Source organism: Kribbella shirazensis (genome assembly GCF_011761605.1).
Lineage (GTDB): Bacteria > Actinomycetota > Actinomycetes > Propionibacteriales > Kribbellaceae > Kribbella > Kribbella shirazensis.
The window spans coordinates 661956-676387 of the sequence record NZ_JAASRO010000001.1 but is presented as its reverse complement, the minus strand read 5'-3'; the positions used below and the strand labels follow the sequence as shown (position 1 = coordinate 676387).

At 69.6% G+C, this 14432-nt stretch carries 9 protein-coding genes; 5 read left to right on the top strand and 4 right to left on the bottom strand.

Annotated elements, in window-relative coordinates:
• Nucleotides 1-24: 24 nt before the first annotated feature.
• From BJY22_RS03170 to BJY22_RS03155, 4 genes are read left to right on the top strand one after another with little or no spacing between them, the layout of a single operon-like run.
• Nucleotides 25-2307 carry a glycosyltransferase gene (locus BJY22_RS03170; protein WP_167203666.1) on the top strand — a complete coding sequence of 761 codons (2283 nt, stop codon included), beginning with the start codon at nucleotides 25-27 and terminating at the stop codon, nucleotides 2305-2307.
• Nucleotide 2308: 1 nt separating this feature from the next.
• Nucleotides 2309-3133, top strand: coding sequence for a DNA replication complex GINS family protein (locus BJY22_RS03165; RefSeq protein ID WP_167203665.1), 825 nt, complete (start codon nucleotides 2309-2311; stop codon nucleotides 3131-3133).
• A complete protein-coding gene (locus BJY22_RS03160; protein WP_167203664.1) occupies nucleotides 3126-4826 on the top strand; it encodes a hypothetical protein in 1701 nt (566 codons plus the stop codon). The genes BJY22_RS03165 and BJY22_RS03160 overlap by 8 nt, the downstream gene beginning before the upstream one ends.
• Nucleotides 4823-6970, top strand: a complete 2148-nt coding sequence (locus BJY22_RS03155; RefSeq protein WP_167203663.1) for a glycosyltransferase family 2 protein — start codon at nucleotides 4823-4825, stop codon at nucleotides 6968-6970. Before BJY22_RS03160 ends, BJY22_RS03155 begins: the two co-directional genes overlap by 4 nt.
• Nucleotides 6971-7132: 162 nt before the next feature.
• Here the strand turns inward: BJY22_RS03155 and BJY22_RS03150 are convergent, their stop codons facing one another.
• Genes BJY22_RS03150 through BJY22_RS03140 form a run of 3 tightly spaced genes read right to left on the bottom strand, consistent with a single transcriptional unit; the run spans nucleotide 7133 to nucleotide 10187 of the window.
• Nucleotides 7133-8575, bottom strand: coding sequence for a class I SAM-dependent methyltransferase (locus tag BJY22_RS03150; RefSeq protein WP_238350282.1), 1443 nt, complete (start codon nucleotides 8573-8575; stop codon nucleotides 7133-7135).
• 56 nt (nucleotides 8576-8631) lie between these two features.
• Entirely contained in the window at nucleotides 8632-9681 is a 1050-nt protein-coding gene (gene pseI / locus BJY22_RS03145; protein ID WP_167203661.1) for a pseudaminic acid synthase, read from the bottom strand.
• Nucleotides 9678-10187, bottom strand: a complete 510-nt coding sequence (locus BJY22_RS03140) for a GNAT family N-acetyltransferase (RefSeq protein ID WP_167203660.1) — start codon at nucleotides 10185-10187, stop codon at nucleotides 9678-9680. The genes pseI and BJY22_RS03140 overlap by 4 nt, the downstream gene beginning before the upstream one ends.
• 98 nt (nucleotides 10188-10285) lie before the next feature.
• Between BJY22_RS03140 and BJY22_RS03135 the strand changes: the two genes are divergently transcribed.
• Nucleotides 10286-11860, top strand: a complete 1575-nt coding sequence (locus BJY22_RS03135) for a glycoside hydrolase family 10-like protein (protein WP_167203659.1) — start codon at nucleotides 10286-10288, stop codon at nucleotides 11858-11860.
• Between the two features lie 3 nt (nucleotides 11861-11863).
• Here the strand turns inward: BJY22_RS03135 and BJY22_RS03130 are convergent, their stop codons facing one another.
• The gene (locus BJY22_RS03130) at nucleotides 11864-14323 is read right to left on the bottom strand and encodes a hypothetical protein (RefSeq protein ID WP_202890974.1); all 2460 of its coding nucleotides are present in this window, start codon (nucleotides 14321-14323) and stop codon (nucleotides 11864-11866) included.
• Nucleotides 14324-14432 lie beyond the last annotated feature (109 nt).

Below are 14432 nucleotides of genomic sequence, written 5' to 3'. Positions count from 1 at the left end.
GACCGCGAGGGAGGGCACACGGTTGTGACGCCGCGGTTGAGCGTGGTGGTGCCCTTCTACGGTGTCGGTGACTATCTCGGAGACTGCCTGGACTCGATCGCCCGGCAGGCCTGGACCGACTTCGAGGCGATCCTGGTCGACGACGGTTCGCCGGACGACAGTGCCGTGATCGCGAAGGAGTTCTGTGCCCGGGACCAGCGGTTCCGGCTGATCCAGCAGGACAACGCCGGGCCCGGTCCGGCCCGGGACGCGGGCATCCGGGAGGCGACGGGCGAGTACCTGGCCTTCGTCGACGGTGACGACCTGGTCTCGCGGTACGGGTTCGCCGCGCTGGTCCGGACGCTGGACCGGACCGGTTCGGACTTCGCCGGCGGTAACGCTCGGCGGTTCAACAACAGCTTCGGTGTGCGGCCCTCGTGGTTGCACAAGCAGCCGTTCGCCCGGGTCCGGCACGCCACGCACGTGACGGAGTTCCCCGACCTGGTCCTGGACCGGATGCTCTGGAACAAGGTCTACCGCCGCTCGTTCTGGACCGAGTACGGGTACACGTTCCCGCCGATCCGGTACGAGGACTACCCGGTCGCGCTCAGGGCGCACCTGGACGCGGTCACCGTCGACACCATCCCGCAGGCCGTCTACTACTGGCGCGAGCGGGAGTCTGGCGAGTCGATCACGCAGCAGAAGTTCCAGCTCGGCAACATCCGCGACCGGGTGACCTCGGCCGGGATGGTGATCGACCTGGTCGAGGACTCCGTCCCGGTGGTTCGGCGGCGCGTGCACGCGCACCTCGCGCAGATCGACGTACTGACCCTGATGTCCGCGTTCGGGACCGTCCCGGCCGAGGACGAGCAGGCGCTCGTCGACCTGTCCCGCGAGCTGGTCGGCCGGCTCGACGAGGACGTCCTGGCGGCCACGCACCGGTACGACCGGATCCAGCACGCCGCCCTCCGATCCGGCGACGTCGACCTGCTCCGGCGGCTCGCGGTCTTCCGCAACTCCGGCGGGCTCCGCGGCGGAGCGCGCGCCGTGGCGAGGCCGCGCCGGTCGAAGCACCTCGACTACAACTACCCGGGCCGCGGCGAGTCCGCCGTACCGCGGGCGCTGTACCGGCTGCGCGACCAGGACCTCACCCTCGCGACGAGCGTGCGCGAGGTCGTCTGGGTCGACGGCAAGCTGTCGGTCAAGGGCACCGCGGAGATCCGCCACCTGGAGACCGGCCGTACGTCGGCCCTCGAGGTCGCACTGGCCGTCGGCAAGGAGACGTACCCGCTGGAGGTCCGCCGGTACGACGCGCTGGACCTGCACGGGGACAAGACGCTGGTCGGGTTCGAGGTACTGCTCGACAAGGACGTGCTCGGCGAGTGCACGGGTGCCCCGGCGCATTTCGAAGTACGGATGCGGTCGGGCCGGCGGGAGCGCAAGGGCATGCTCGGCGGCCAGGGACCGGGGAGCCCCGGCTGGCCGCCCGGCGCCTGGATCGACGAGACGAACTGGATCCAGCCCGGGCCGGGGAAGTACGGCTGGTTCTCACTGCGGCGGCTGACGGATCCGTGCCGGCTGACCGCGGTCGAGCGGACCGCCGACGAGCTGATCCTGCACGGGCGGGCGTCGTTCGACGAGCCCGAGCTGTACCTCAGCCGTCCGGTGGTCGGCGGCGAGGAGGAGGTGCCGCTGGAGATCGACGGGCGGGACTTCACCGCCCGGCTGCCGATCCGGGACATCCTCGACGCGGCGAACCACGACGATCCGTTCGGCCAGCGGACGACCCGGGTGTTCCGGGTCCGCGGGCCCGAGCGGCAGCAGCGCGTGCTGTTATGGACCGCGGGCGACGCGGCGGTGTCGCAGATCGAGGACGGCCGGCTGGTCACGCTCACCCGGTCGACCGGCGGGTACGTGAACCTGCACGAGTCGCCGATCCGGACGACCGCTGTCGAGGCGGTTGCTGACGGCAACCAGTTGGTCGTCCGCGGATGGGCGGGCAGGGACGTCACGTTCAGCTGGCGGCGGTACCTGGCCGACTCCGACGAGCATCTCGACGTCCCGTGCCGTCGTACCGTGACCGCGGAGGGCTGGGCGGCCGAGGCCGATCTGGACGCCTTGATCCCGGTCACCGCAGTGCGGGTCTCGGTCGATCCGCTGGCGGCGCTGGCCGACTGGATTCTGTTCGCTACCACCGCAGACGGTACGGCGCACGCCGTACAGTGCGAGCCGTTCCTGTGCAGCCGGTTGCCGCTGGCAATAACACGTGGCACGCACGCGCTCGCTGTCCGACCCCATGCCGGCACTCTGCACGTCGAGGTGCGCTGAATTGCATCATCACAACCACTACTACGGTCAGGCGCACATCCTCTCGCGGTACGCCGGGTTCGACTTCGACCACCCGCCGCGGCTGCGGGGCTACCTACAGCACGGCTGGAACATCGGCTGCGGCTGGAACCCGGTGCACGAGTTCTACGACGGTGCGTGGCGCTTCACCTGGAGCGACGCGCCGAAGCGCCGCGGGCACGCGCTGGGGCGGCGGAACTACCACAGCATCGGCGCGCCGTTCCTCTACCTGATGGAGCTCGAGCCGGAGCCCGAGGAGCCGGTCGAGCGTGAGGGCACCTTGTGGTTCCTCTTCCATGGGTGGGAGGGCGGCAAGATCCACGGCGACCACCAGCGGCTGATCGACGAGATCCGCGAGACCGAGCCCGGCCCGGTCACCTTCAGCTTGTATTACACGGAGTACGACCGGCCCGAGGTGCGCGGGTTCTACGAGGACGCCGGGTTCCGGGTGGTGTCGTTCGGGCGGCGCGGGTTCTCCTACGAGGGGACCGACCGACGGTTCCTGTTCAAGCAGCTGGCCGAGCTGCGCAAGCACAAGCGGGTCGCGGCGAACCGGTTGTCGACGGCGATCTTCTACGGCGTCGCGGCCGGGTGCGAGCCGGCGGTGTACGGCGACCCGATGGAGATGGACGGCGAGAACCCGCTGTTCGGCGGGCAGAGCCGGATCGAGCGGCTGTGGCCGGAGATGCTCGGCAAATCCGTCGACCTCGAGGCCGCGCGGGCGACGACCGACCTGGAACTCGGCAAACCCTGGATGGTGCCAGCCGCGGAGCTCCGCAGCCTGTTCGATTGGAGAGAGCGTGTCTGAGGTTCAGGTGGTCCGCGGGGAGATGCAGCCGTGGACGGATCACACGGTGGCGCGGCCGGCGCTCGCGGCGCTGCTGAGCGATGTCGTCCCCGCGAACCGGCGGACGCTGATCCTCGGGCCGCACGCTCCGCAGTTGATCGAGTCGGTGCTCGCACACTCCTCGGACGTGACGATGCTGGTGCGCTCGGTCGCCGACGCACAGCAGTTGGGTGAGGACTTCGGGCCGTGCCTGCAGGTGATCGCGGGCGCGCTCGACGGGTTGCGGGCCGAGCCGTACGACGTGATCGTCGCGAGTGACGGGCTCGACCGGGTGCTCGGGTACGACAGCGCCGACCTTTCGTGGACCGAGCGGCTCGCCGCTGTGTCCGCATTGGCCGCTCCGGACGCGGTCGTCGTACTCGGGCTGGAGAACGAGTTCTCGCTGCTGAACCTGCTGGACAGCCGTCCCGCCGACGAGCGGCACGGCGACGACGAGTGGCGTCCACTGCACGACGACCCGACGCGTCCTGTCTCGGTCGAGCAGCTGAAGACCGCGCTCCCGTGGCAGGCCGAGGTGTACGCCGACTTCGGCAACCGCACCTTCGTCCGCGCCGACGTCGCCACGGAGGCCCGCCCCGGCGAGCTCCCGACCCGGTTGGCCGCCGGCGCCCTGGAGTCGGTCGACGTACCGCTCCTGTCGCCCGCGGGTGAGGGCGTGGACACCGCGGCCCGGGCCGCCCTGCTCGCCTCGATCCCCACCGGCTGGCTCGCGATCGCCGGCGCCCAGCCCACCCACGACATCTACGCCCAGACAGCCCAAACCGTCCTCACCGCCGACGAAAACCTCACCGGCTGGGCCGTCGCCCTGACGGGCGACACCACACCCGAGCCCTCCTCGACCACCGGTGCCGCCATGAACTCGGCGGACCTTCTGTTCTTTGATCCCGCAGTTGTCCCCAGCACCGTTCCTTCGGGCGTTTCCGTGGAGAGCCTGTTGTTCCGGCTGGCTTCGGCTGAGGATGTGCCGGCGTTCCGCAAGCTCGCGGCGGACCTGGGCGAGTGGGTGACCGACTCGCGGGTGATCGTCCGGTGGGACGACGTCATCTACGACGGCGACTCCTTCTCCCACGGAGTATCCGCATGGGTGACCGAGGAGCCGGTCGAGAAGCAGGACCTGCTCGCCGCCGCCTGGTCGCGCTTCCACGACCGGCTGATCGGGCAGCACCGCCGTCACCCGTGGCCGCCGTGGATGGTGGGTGACGACCTCGTCTCCGCCTGGCTCGGCATGTCCGGCATCGAGCCGCCCGAGCAGACCCAGGCGACCTCGCCCGACACCGCGACCGCCGCCGCCGAACAAGTTGCGCGCGGCAAGGAGCTGGCCGCCGCGCTGAACGCCGTACTCGAGACCGGCACCACCACGGTCGACGTCCGCACAGCCCTCGCTGAAGCCGAGGAAGCCAAGCACGAACTGTTCGAGCTGAAGGGCCACGTCTACGGCCTCGAGCGCACCCTCGGCTTCCGCAACAAGGCGATGAAGACCCGCGAGAACCGCATCCGCGAACTCCGCGGCCAGCTCCAGCGGCTGACCGTTGCCCACGAGCGGATCCGCGGCTCCCGCACGTACGCCGTGTCCCGGGTGATCTTCCACGCCGCCCAGGTCCGCAAGCCGAAGGTCGTCGCCCGCAAGCTCGCCCGCCGGATCCGGAAGCGATGAGCACACCGCGCCTGTCCGTGGTCGTCCCGTTCTACAACGTGGGCGCGTACATCGGGGACTGCCTGGACTCGATCGCGCGGCAGACGTTCACCGACTTCGAGGCGATCCTCGTCGACGACGGTTCGCCGGACGACAGTGCCGTGATCGCGAAGGAGATGTGCGCGCAGGACCCACGGTTCCGGATCGTCGAGCAGGAAAACGCAGGCCTCGGTCCGGCGCGGAACACCGGCGTCGAGCACGCGACGGGGGAGTACGTCACGTTCGTCGACAGCGACGACCTGGTCACACGGCACGGGTTCGGACTGCTGATCCGGGCGCTCGACCGGACCGGTTCGGACTTCGCCGGCGGCAACGCGCGACGGTTCAACAACAGTTACGGCGTACGGCCGTCGTGGCTGCACGCACAGGCGTTCACGGCCGACCTGCTCGCCACGCACATCTCCGAGACGCCGCAGCTCGTGCTGGACCGGATGGTGTGGAACAAGGTGTACCGGCGGTCGTTCTGGGACGAGTACGGCTACCGCTTCCCGGCGATCCGGTACGAGGACTACCCGGTCACGCTCAAGGCGCACCTCGACGCGGTGACGGTCGACACGATCGCGGCGCCGGTGTACTTCTGGCGCGAGCGGGAGTCGGGCGACTCGATCACGCAGCAGAAGTTCCAGCTCGCGAACATTCGCGACCGGGTCGTCTCGGCCGGTCTGGTGCTTGACCAGGTCGAGGACGCGCTGCCGGTGATCCGGCACCGGGTGCACGCGCACTTCCGCCAGATCGACCTGCACGCGATCCTGTCCGCGTTCGGCACGGTCCCGCCGGAGGAGGAGCAGCACCTGGTCGAGCTCACCACCGAGCTCCTGGACCGGCTGGACGAGGCCGTGCTGGTGAACTCTCCGCGCCTGGCCCAACTGCAGTTCGCGGCGCTCCGCGCGGGCGACCTCGAGCTGCTCCACAAGGTGGCCCTCGACCCGGACGCGGCGCAGGAACACCTGCAGCTGACCAAGTCCGACTTCACCCTCGCGACCAGCGTGCTGGAGGTGACGTGGATCGACGGCGAGCTGTCCGTCCGCGGCACCGCCGAGATCCGCCACCTGCAGTCCAAACCGTCGGACCTGCGCATCGGTCTGGTGATCGCCGGCAAGAACTACCGGCTCCCGGTACGGCGGTACCCCGCGACGGATCTCCGCGGTGAGCAGAGCATGGTCGGGTTCGAGGTCCGCGTGAACCGGGACCTGCTGGCCAAGTGCACGGCCGGTCCGTCGCACTTCGACGTCCGGCTGCGGGTCGGCGGGATCCGCAGGCGGGACGTGCTGCGCGGTCAGAAGGCGGGCAGTCCCGGGTGGCCGCCCGGTGCGTGGATCGACGAGACGAACTGGATCCAGCCCGGTCCGGGCACGAACGGCGCGCTCGCCGTACGGCGGCTGTCGGATCCGTGCCGGTTGACGTCGGTCGAGCAGACGCCCGAGGCACTGGTGCTGCACGGGCGGTCGGCGTTCGACGAGCCGTCGTTGTTCGTGAGCCGGCCGCTGTCGGGTGGTGAGGAGCAGGTGCCGCTCGAGCTGGACGGCCGGGACTTCACGGCGCGGGTGCCGATCCGGCCGATCCTCGAGGAGACGAACCCGGACGACCCGTTCAGTCAGCGGACGACGCGTGCGTTCCGGATGCGCAGCCCGGAGGGGCGCGAGCAGGTGCTGCTGTGGACGGCGGGCGATCGGCTCGTCTCGCACGCGGAAGGCGGGCGGGTCGTGATGCTGACCCGGTCGACCGGCGGATACGTGAACCTGCACGAGTCGCCGATCCGGATGACCGCGACCGCGGCCGTTGTCGCGGGCACCATGCTGGTGGTGCGCGGGCCGGACTGGGGCGAGGCCGCCTTCAGTTGGCGACGGTACCTGCCGGGCTCCGACGACCACGTGGACGTTGAGTGCCGCCGTACCGTCTCCGACGACGGCTGGGCCGCCGTGGTGGACATGGCGGCGTTGGAGCCGGCGGAGTGGATCCTGTTCGCCACGGCACTCGACGGTACGGCGCATGCGGTCCAGTGCGAACCGTTCCTCTCCAGCCGCCTGCCGTTGACCATCCAACGCGGTGCGCACACCCTCGCCGTACGCCCCCTCGCAGGCACACTGCACCTGGAAATCACGTAGACCCCCGCCCACACCCCCCGCCCCTCCCACACCCCCGCCCCGCGCACCCCGCTCCTGCCCCCCCGCGCGCGAACCCTCCAGCTGAGGGGGCATCCCTTCAACTGAAGGGTTGCCCACTGAAAATCTCAGGGGGCAACCCTCCAACTCAACGGGCAAGCCGCGTCAGCGGCGGGCGACGAGGAGTTGGTGGGTGACCGGCCAGTCGACGGGGTCGCCGGTGGGCGTGGTGATGGTGGCGACCGGGGTGATGCGGTTGTCAACGACCCAGTCGTTGCGCCAGGCGTTGGAGGACGGGTCGATGGTGAAGCCGGCGCGTTCGGCGACCGCGGACCAGCCGGCGAAGTTCAGGCCGCAGAACTGCTCGTGGGTCTCGCTCAGCCAGTTGTCGACGTAGTCCTTCCGGGTGAGGAAGTCCATCGCGTCGGCCAGGCGCAGGACGAGCCCGTCGCCGCGGACGTCGTACTCGAAGGGCACCTTCGCGTTCCGCCGGAAGTCGTGCGCGAACTGGAAGAACCTCGCCCGCGTGGACAGCTTGCCCACGTACGCCGCGGGATCGCCGAGCGTTTCCAGTACGGCGACGTCGTCCGGGTTCTCGCCGTCGCTGTCGTCGAGCCGCAGTACGACGGGACGATCCGGCTCGTCCGGGCCGCAGACGTCGGAGTTGATCCAGACACCGCCCGGAGCTGTGTGCGCGTAGAGCGCGTCGGCGAACCGCTGGACTGTGTCGGGACGCGAACCGTCGGCGTACGACCAGATCTCGTGGGTGAGTGCGAGCGTGAGCGTGGTGTCGATCGACCGGGCGGGACTCCATCCATTTTTCTTGGCGGCCGAGCCGAGCATGTTGCGCTGATAGAAGTACACGTTCGGGTTGCTGAAGAGGCCCTGCTCCTTCTTGTGCACGCATTCCGCGTACAGGTGCCGGGCGACCTCGACGCCGATCAGGTCCGACTCGTGGAAGCGCGGGTCCGCGTCGACCAGTTGCAGCGTCGCGCCGGTCGCGCAGCCGATGTCGAGGATCCGCCCCGGGCGCACGAAGTCCTTGATCTGCAGCCATTTTCGGTCCGCCGCGGTCTCGAACGCGTCGGCGTACGTCTTGTAGTCGCGGGTCGTGGTCAGGCCGCCGTCGTCGCCCACGACCGGGTCGTTCACGCAGCGGGCGACGTGCGCGTCCAGGGCGTACCGCTCGAAGACGTCCACGGTCGCCGGATGCGCGAGCTGCTTCCACTGCTCGTTGCCGGCAGCAATCATCAGCAGCACGTCCCACGGCCGCGCCGTGCCCTCGGGCTCGACACCGATCACGGCGTACCCGAGCTGCTCGTACAGCTTGCTCACCTCAGGCGTCGAACACGCGACCACCGTGTTCTCCGGCGTCAACCGCACGAGGTCGTCGGTCCCCGCCTCGATCGCCTTCACCGTCACCTCGGCGAACTCGTCCGTCGGCGGTGTGTCCACCACCCCGACCACCAGCGACCGGATCCCCTCCGCCACACTGAACCGCTCGATCGCCGCCTCCCGCCGATCGAACGCCACCGGATTCCGCTTCGTGGTCTGATGATTGGCCGACGTCACCGCCCACACGACGGTCCGCCCCGCATGCTCCCGCAAAAACTCCCCCTGAAAACGGGTCAACACATGATGCCGCCCGGGAAACAACAGGTACATCAGAGCAGGTCCCAGGTCAGAGGGGTGCCGGCTTTGGTGGCGGTGCGGAAGGGGCGGCCTTGGACCTGGGGGAAGAGGTCGGGGGCGAGGCCGCCGGCGGGGCGGATGGAGCGGACGTTTTCTCCGGTGATGGGGTCGCCGGCCTCGACGTCCTGGGTGACGTAGAGGGAGCGGCGGAAGCGCAGGACGTTCTGTTCGGCCTGTTTGGGGCCGATGACCGGGCCGCCCAGGGACAGTTGGGCCACTCGGGCGCTCTCGACCAGGAGCTCCAGCTCCCATGGTTCGAGGGAGAACGCCGAGTCGACGCCGCCGTCGACGCGCTTCAGCGTCACGTGCTTCTCGATCACCGTCGCGCCGAGTGCGACCGCGGCGACCGCGGCGCCGATGCCCATCGTGTGGTCGGAGAGGCCGACCTGTACGCCGAGGGCGTCGCGGAGGACCGGGATGCCGCGGAGGTTCGACTGCTCCGGCGGCGCGGGGTAGCTCGCCGTACAGGACAGCACGATGATCTGCTCGTTGCCGGTCGAGCGGGCGGCCCGGACCGCGGCGTCGATGTCGGTGAGGGTCGCCGACCCGGTGGAGATGATGATCGGCTTCCCGGTCTCAGCCATGCCGCGGACCAGCGGCAGGTCGCCGATCTCGTTCGACGCGACCTTGTACGCCGGGACGTTGAGCTTCTCCAGGAAGTCGATCGCGGTCGGGTCGAACGCGGACGAGAACGCGACCATCCCGAGCGACGTCGCCAGCTCGAAGATCGGCTCGTGCCAGGCCCACGGCGTGTGCGCCTCCTCGTACAGGTCGTAGAGCCGCGCCTCGCTCCACAGCTCGTGCTCGGCCGGCAGCCGGAACGCGGGCAGGTCGAGGTCGAGCGTCATCGTGTCCGCGGTGTAGGTCTGCAGTTTCAGCGCCTGCGCGCCGGTCTCCGCCACGGCCCGGACGATGTCCAGCGCCCGCTCCAGGTCGCCGTTGTGGTTCCCCGACATCTCCGCGATGACGAACGGCTGGTGCTCCGGCCCGACCTTCACGCCGCCGATCTCGATGGTGTTCATAGCTTCCCCTGGGTTCTACGGTCCTGGCGACGCAGGCTGATCGGTATCACGGTGATCTCGCGCCCGTCGGCGTACCGGGTCTCCGGCGTGCCCTCGGTGAACCGGAACCGCCGGTTCATCTGCCGGACCACGGTGTTGTGCTCGAGCACCTCGCCGGTCAGTACGTCGAGGCCGAGCTCGTCGAACGCGTACGTCGTGGCCTCGCGCATGATCTCGATCCACGCCGGCAGTGTCTCGCCCCGCTCGGCCAGCCCGTCGGCGTCCAGGAAGAACCCCCAGGCGCCCGACGTGCCGTCCAGGTCGAAGAAGTTCACCACGCCGGCGGTCGCGCCGTCGCGGGTGTAGATCAGCACCCGCCGCGAGGGGTCCACCGACGTCTTCGCCCACCACGCGGCGTGCTCGTCGGCGGTGATCTCGTGCGCGGTGATGCTCACGTCACGATTGGCCTGCTGGTTCCGCAGCCGGCGAATCGTGTCGACATCGTCCTCGGTGGCGGCGCGCAGCATGCACCTAACCTAGCGCCATTGCATCCAGCACTGTTCTCGAAGCACCTAGGTGTGTAAACATCTTTCGACTTCACCTTGAACGACGGTCGGAGAGTGACATGAAAGTCTGGCGAGCGATGGGTGTTCTAGGCGTGACGGCGGGGCTGTTGCTGAGCGGGCTGAGCGGTACGGCGTCCGCCGTACCGACGACTGATCAGCAGACGTGTGCGCCGAACGCGGCGACGCCGCTCCGGCAGTTCCGGGCGAGCTGGGTCGCGTCGGTGGTGAACATCGACTGGCCCTCGAAGACCGGTCTGAGCGCCGCGCAGCAGCAGGCCGAGCTGATCGGCTGGCTCGACGACGCGGTCCGGCAGAACCACAACGCGGTCATCCTGCAGGTGCGCCCGACCGCGGACGCCTTCTGGCCGTCGAAGGTCGAGCCCTGGTCGCGGTACCTGACCGGCGTGCAGGGCGGCGACCCCGGCTACGACCCGCTCGCGTTCGCGGTCGCCGAGGCGCACAAGCGGAACCTCGAGCTGCACGCGTGGTTCAACCCGTACCGGCTCTCGATGGGCACCGACATCAACGCGCTCCTCCCGACGCACCCGGCGCGCCAGCATCCGGAATGGGTCGTCTCGTACGGCGGAAAGCTGTACTACAACCCGGGCATTCCGGCCGCCCGCAAGCTGGTCGAGGACGCGATCATGGACGCCGTCTCGAACTACGACATCGACGGCGTGCACTTCGACGACTACTTCTACCCGTACCCGGTGGCCGGCCAGGTCTTCGACGACGCGGCCGCGTTCGCGCAGTACGGCGACGGCTTCACGAACGTGGCCGACTGGCGGCGGCACAACATCGACCTGCTGATCCAGGAGCTGAACCAGAAGATCCACGCGAGCAAGCCGTGGGTGAAGTTCGGCATCTCGCCGTTCGCGGTCTGGCGGAACAAGGGCACCGACCCGGAGGGCTCGGACACCACCGCCGGCGCGCAGACGTACGACGACCTGTACGCGGACACCAGGAAGTGGGTCCGCGAGGAGTGGATCGACTACATCGTCCCGCAGGTCTACTGGGCCGGCGGGTTCGCGCCCGCGGACTACAACAAGCTCGTCCCGTGGTGGGCGGAGCAGGTCCGCGGCACGCACGTCCACCTCTACATCGGCGAGGCGACGTACAAGGTCGGTACGTCGGCGCAGTCGCCGGACTGGTCGGACCCGAAGGAGCTGAGCGACCACCTGGCGTTCACCAGCACGATCCCCGAGGTGAAGGGCAACATCTACTTCTCCGCGAAGGACGTGCGCGCGGACCGGCTCGGCGCGACCACGCTGCTCAACACCACCTGGTACTCGAAGCCCGCGCTGATCCCCACGATGCCCGCGCTCGACTCGAGCGCGCCGCTCCCGGTGCACGCGGTCCACGCGACCCGGTCGGCCGACGGCGTCCAGCTGAAGTGGTCGCGGACGTCGCAGGACACCACGTCGTACGCGATCTACCGGCGTGAACTCCGCGGCGGCGACCACTGCCCCGACAACGACGCCCGCAACCTGATCGCCACGGTCCGCTCGACGGGCGCCGCCCAGTCGTACGTCGACACCACGGCCACCCCGGGGACGGCGTACATCTACTCCGTCACCGCGCTGGACCGCCTCGCCAACCAGAGCGTGGCGATCCCGGCGGTCCTGATCCGCTGACCTCTACGGGCTGTTGAGTCCCGGCGTAGTCGTCACCTGCGCCGGGACCGAGCCGGTGGGGTACGTCGGGAGACTCAGCGTCTGCGTTGGCGTCTGCGTCGGCGCCGGGTACGTCGGGACGCTGGTCGGGACCGTCCCGTTCGGGAACGACTGGGTCGCCTGTGCTGGTTGTGTCGACTGTGTCGGCTGTGTCGGCTGGGTCTGACCCGGCGACGGCGTCCCGGTCGGGAAGCCCGGTGTACTGCTCTGCGTCGGGAAGCTCGGCGTAGGTGACGGCGACGGGAACGGATTCTCCGGTGGCGGCGGGTAGATCTGGTACACCCGGACCGTCCCTTGCTGGAACCGGAGCTCAGTCAGCTTGTCCAGGTTCTCCGGGGGCGCACTCACCCGCTCGTCGAGCAGCAACCACTGCACGCCGTACTGAGTCCGCAGCGTCTCGATCGACTGGCGGCTCGGGTTCCTGAAGACGTCGTCGTTCAGTTCGAGCAGCTCCTGGTCCCGGTACGGTCCCTGGACGCCGGCGGGATAGCTGTCGTCGACGCGCGCCTGGTACGCCCAGCCCTCGACGAGCACGCGGCGCTCGGCGTAACCCGCGATCCAGTACGACCCGATCCCGCAGTGCGACGCCCGCGGCCGGTGACAGTGCAGGTTCGTGGCGATCCGGTCGTTCGACCCCGAGTTCCGGCGGATGAAACGCGCCGCCTCGATCCCGCCCGGCGCGATCGAGTCGTACTCGGTCAGCGGCGGCGAGGCGAACCGTCGTACGGACGCGACCGTCGGCGACACCGTCGTACCGACGAGCACGGCCACCGCGATCACCGCCCAGGTACGCCGGGAACCGCGCAGGATCAGCCCGAGTACGCCGATCCCGAGTGCTGCGATCACCAGCGCGACCGCGAGACCCTGGCCGAAGCAGTTGGCCGACGTACACGCATCCGGCGACCGGTACCGGCCCCAGGAGATCGCGGCGGCGCCGATCGCCAGCGCGATCCCCACGATCCAGTACTGCCGGCGCTCCAGCGACCCCAGTCCCCAGGTCGCGAGCAACACACCCAGGACGAATCCGGTCCGCACGAAGAACAGTGGGGTGTCCCCACGATCGGCGAGCAGTGACGCCCCGAGCACCGCGGCCACGAACCCGGCCAGCAGGAACACGACCATCGGATCCCGCGCCACCCGCCGCCTGATCAGCAACGCGCCGACCACCGGCATGACCCATCCGGCCACGACCACCGCGGCGATCACCTCGACCGCGGACCCGCCGCCCATCCGCTCCGCGAGGCTCTCGAACGTCGCCCCCGGATCGAACCGCACGGTCGACGCCGCGCCCCGCAGTACGAAGAAGAACGTCAGCGCGTACGCCGTCGCGACGCCCAGCCCGAGCACGAGCGCACGCAGGTTCAATCGCCCTGCCCGGACCGTCAGATAGATCCACGCGACCGCCAGCCCTGTCGCGTACACGGGCAGCGCGGTCGCCTTCGTCAGCGCCAGCGCGGCCACCAGCACCCCCGCGGCGACGAAGAGCCGGAACAACTCGCCCCGGGTCGTGCCCGGCCGGCGCCGCAGCAGCAACGTCGTGACCGCGATCAACGGCAGCAACAACACCGTAGAGAACGCCTGCGGCGGGTTCGTGAGCTGACCCAGCGAGAACGGCCCGTCCGCGAACACCCGATCCGACACGGCCCACGGCCACGCGACCAGATCGCCTCCGGCCACCACTAGCGCAGCAGCGATCGGGCCGGCCACCGCGCGACCGGTCAGCAGCACCCCCACCGCGGCCGTGCCCAGCACAGTCAGCAGGATCCACGCGAACGGCGCCATCCGATGCGTGAGTACGTCGAGCGGCACGCTGGTGATCCAGTGCGCGGAGGCGATGTGCTCGTACGCCGCCCAGTGGCTCGTCAGCCATCCGCCGTCGGCCCATGGGATCCGCGGCGGGAAGTGGTGCGTGAGCTCACCCGCGAGCGCGAGGTTGTGCGGGGCGTCCGAGCTCGGCCGCAGCGCTTCGGGACCGTCGAGCGGGATGAGCTGCGACCCGACCCGGACGAACCACGCGGCCGCGACGCCGACCGCCAGCATCATCCCCGTCATCGACCACCACGGTGTCGGCCGTTCCGGGAGGGTACGCCGGGGCAACGCCCGCCACATCCCGAACGCCAGCGCAGGCATCAGCAACGCGGCGAACGGCATCTTGAACAGCATTCCGAGCGGGTAGACGAGCGCCTCGACCGCCAGGCCGAACGCCGTACCGAGGACGACGTCCGCCGACTTCCATCCGACTCCGCAGGTCAGTCGGCGCCAGAACATCGTGCCGGGGACGACGATCACGACCAGCAGATAAGCGAGGTACGCCGCCGGCATCCACGGCGGATGATCCTGCAACGCGACGAACCACGCGATCGGCAGCACGGGCAAGGTCACCAACGCCGCGGTCCGCTGACCGCGCCCGCCCGCTCTGATCATCGGGGAATTCTATGGGTCCGGCGAGACGGGTTCGTGGCCGGTCAGCCGTTTACCTGCAAGAACTTCCCGTTTACACTCGGTAATCTCCCAGACCCCGCAGTCTTCGGGA